4 protein-coding genes and 1 pseudogene are annotated in these 2,947 nt (G+C 58.8%); 4 read left to right on the top strand and 1 reads right to left on the bottom strand.

Annotated features, from left to right (window positions below; all coding sequences use genetic code 11):
• The first annotated feature begins 318 nt into the window (after positions 1-318).
• The 4 genes from FS320_RS41010 to FS320_RS40995 all read left to right on the top strand — a co-directional run bounded on the left by FS320_RS41010 (position 319) and on the right by FS320_RS40995 (position 2,794).
• Entirely contained in the window at positions 319-1,242 is a 924-nt protein-coding gene (locus FS320_RS41010; protein ID WP_152718295.1) for a manganese catalase family protein, read from the top strand.
• Between the two features lie 60 nt (positions 1,243-1,302).
• Positions 1,303-1,797, top strand: coding sequence for a YciE/YciF ferroxidase family protein (locus FS320_RS41005; RefSeq protein ID WP_152718293.1), 495 nt, complete (start codon positions 1,303-1,305; stop codon positions 1,795-1,797).
• Positions 1,798-1,840: 43 nt separating this feature from the next.
• The gene (locus tag FS320_RS41000) at positions 1,841-2,080 is read left to right on the top strand and encodes a DUF2171 domain-containing protein (protein WP_152718291.1); all 240 of its coding nucleotides are present in this window, start codon (positions 1,841-1,843) and stop codon (positions 2,078-2,080) included.
• Positions 2,081-2,290: 210 nt separating this feature from the next.
• On the top strand, positions 2,291-2,794 hold the full coding sequence (locus tag FS320_RS40995; RefSeq protein WP_162003588.1) for an IS6 family transposase: 504 nt from the start codon (positions 2,291-2,293) through the stop codon (positions 2,792-2,794).
• 11 nt (positions 2,795-2,805) lie between these two features.
• On the opposite strand, the pseudogene FS320_RS40990 reads toward FS320_RS40995, so the two are convergent.
• Positions 2,806-2,947, bottom strand: a pseudogene (locus FS320_RS40990) (ATP-binding protein); the annotation flags it as partial.

Raw genomic sequence — 2,947 nt, 5'->3', positions numbered from 1 at the left:
GGCGGATGAAGACGCGACGAGAGACGTCGCAAGAACTGCGAAAGCAAGCCGCATGGGACAACCTCGGTTGGGGAAGTTCGCCGGTCACCATTGAACCCGGCACGTGTGGAAAAGTCCGGGGCGAGCCCGGCAGTTCCTGACGCAGCAACGGTTTGCGCCTCCGTCGAGCCTCTTGTGCAAAACACGGTTAGCGCATGGTTAACCGGAGGGCGATAGCATTCCCAATGCCTCGCCCGTCCTCGCCAGGCTGTCAAATCCTGGAACCTACGCACCGCTCCCCCGTTGGCCCCGGTACCCCCGTAAAACTGGAGAGCCCGAATGTTCTTGCGCGTTGATAAGCTGCAAGTCGAACTGCCTGCGCCCTTGCGGCAGGATCCGAACGCCGCCGCTGCTCTCCAGGAACTGCTGGGTGGCAAGTACGGCGAGATGTCGACGCTCGGGAACTACATGTTCCAGAGCTTCAACTTCCGCAGCAAGAGCAAGCTGCGTCCCTTTTACAGCCTGGTGGCTGCCATCACGGCGGAAGAGCTTGGCCATGTGGAGCTGGTCAGCAATGGCGTCGCCATGCTGAACAACGGCCCCGACAATGACGGTGACGAGGAGGATGGAGGCGATATTTCGGGCGCTCCGTTCGAGGACATGAAGGACATCCGCCTGGCTGCGGCGTTCCTGTCGGGTGGTGGTGGCGCCATGCCGGTGAACAGCAATGGCCAGTCCTGGAACAATGACTTCATCACCACGACCGGAAACGTCGTGCTGGATCTCCTGCACAACTTCCACCTTGAGTGTGGCGCAAGGCTGCACAAGCTACGCGTCTACGAGACGCTGACAGACCCAACAGGCCGCGAAGTCTGCGGTTACCTCCTCGTTCGCGGCTCCGTCCACGCCCATGCCTATGCCTTGGCACTGAAGAAGATCACGGGCGTCGAGATTGAGAAGATGCTGCCGACTCCGAACATCCCGCTCGGCAACATCCCGGAATGCCAGAAGTATCTAGACGAAGGCTCGCACCGGCGGCTCTACACCTTCAGCCCGGACGACTACAAGGAGATGGCGGGCATCTGGGGCAACGGCGAGGTTGCCCTGCCGGACGATCCTCCGGGCGAGTTGACCGTGGTGGATGGCATGCCGGACGGTGGCAAGATCCATCAACTCACGGGCGTCCCTTCGGCCTTCACCCCGGATTATGCTCCGGAGGAGATGTTCGAGATCGCCACCAAGCTCTACAAGGCGTCGCGATAACGACGAACGAAGAAGGGCGAGGCTTTGCCCTTCTTCTGTCCAATCACGAAAGGACCGATTATGGCCGCTAAAGGGAAGACCCTGGACGATCTTTTCCTCCATACCCTCAAGGACATCTACTACGCCGAGAAGCAGATCCTAAAAGCACTGCCCAAGATGGCGAAAAATGCCGCTTCTGAAGAACTCAAAGCCGCGTTCGAAACCCATCGCGAGCAGACCCAGGGCCAGATTGAGCGCCTCGAGCAGATCTTCGAACTTTTGGGAAAACCGGCTCGCGGCGTGCAGTGTGAGGCCATCAACGGCATCATCGAGGAGAGCAAGGAGATCATGGAGGACTTTGCCGATAGTCCTGCTTTAGATGCAGGCATTCTGTCGTCCGCTCAGGCAGTCGAGCATTACGAGATCACCCGTTACGGGACGCTCAAGACGTGGGCAGGGCAGCTTGGTTTGCCTGAAGCTGTGACCCTGCTCGACCAGACGCTCCAAGAGGAGAAGGAAACGGACGAGCTTCTCACTCGTCTCGCTGAAGCTCGCGTCAACGCTGAGGCAGCCTAGAAGCCACTCGGCGCAGATCTTCCCCGCTTGAGTTGAAACGTCAATGACAGACGTATCCCAGATCACAGAGCACATGGAAGTGGTCGGCTCTGACCACGAGCATGTGGGCACGGTTGATCATGTTGAAGGACAGCGCATCAAGCTGGCGAAGACAGATGCTGCAGCAAGCGGCGAGCACCACTACCTCCATGTTGATACGGTCGAGGCAATTGAAGACGGCAAGGTGGTCCTCAACCGTACTGGTGCTCAGGCGCGTGACGAATGGGGTGTTCGTGAGGTCTGACCTTACTCCGAGATGATCCTGAGATTCGGCGCTGCTACGAAATGGATGAACTCAACAAAGGGCGCTGGTGACAGCGCTCTTCGTGCATTAAGAGGATACCCCAAGGTTGAAGCAAGTGCTGCGAGCACGTCGGCAGCACTCTCACAAAGCGGCACTGTTGCATTAACCTCGGCAGTGTAATCCGGGGCGGCCATTCGAGGAGCCGTCCTGTTGTCTCTGTTCAAGCGCCGCCGCTTTCCGGTCACGATCATCCTGCTGTGCGTGCGCTGGTACTGCAAGTATGGCATCAGCTATCGCGATCTCGCCGAGATGATGTCCGAACGCGGTGTCGCCGTTGATCCATCCACGATCTTCCGTTGGGTTCAGCGCTATGCTCCAGAGATCAAGAAGCAGATAAGACCCTACCAGGGACCTCGCTCAGGCTCCTGGAGAGTGGACGAGACCTACGTCCGCGTAGGAGGCAAGTGGAAATACTTGTTTCGCACCGTCGACAAGCACGGCCGGTTGATCGCCTTCATGCTGTCCGATCGCCGTAATACCACCGCCGCTTATCGTTTCCTGCGTAAAGCCATAAAGGCCATGAGCCACTATCCACCGTCCTCCATCACGACGGATAAACTGGCGTCGTATCCCAAGGCCATCCTGCGCCTTGTCAAGCGACACCGAGATTTACGAGATAAGGCGACATCCAGTTTTACGACGGCTCAAGCGTGAGCCCGCTGGAGAGCCTCCTCCAGATCCCGCAGGCGATAGCTGCGCCCCTTGATGTTGAGAACATGCGCTCGGTGCAGCAGGCGGTCGAGGATGGCCGTGGCCAGCACCTCGTCGCCGGCCAGCAGCTCGGTCCACTCCCGGATGCTCTTGTTC

The sequence above is a fragment of the Microvirga tunisiensis genome, assembly GCF_009296175.1.
GTDB lineage: Bacteria > Pseudomonadota > Alphaproteobacteria > Rhizobiales > Beijerinckiaceae > Microvirga > Microvirga tunisiensis.
The sequence above is the reverse complement of the archived record's forward strand: the minus strand, read 5'-3'. Positions and strand labels throughout refer to the sequence as shown.

What these genes read in the sequence shown, in the direction of transcription:
- FS320_RS41010 (WP_152718295.1), top strand. Translation starts at nt 319, where the DNA reads ATGTTCTTGCGCGTTGATAAGCTGCAAGTCGAACTGCCTGCGCCCTTG.
- FS320_RS41005 (WP_152718293.1), top strand. Translation starts at nt 1,303, where the DNA reads ATGGCCGCTAAAGGGAAGACCCTGGACGATCTTTTCCTCCATACCCTC.
- FS320_RS41000 (WP_152718291.1), top strand. Translation starts at nt 1,841, where the DNA reads ATGACAGACGTATCCCAGATCACAGAGCACATGGAAGTGGTCGGCTCT.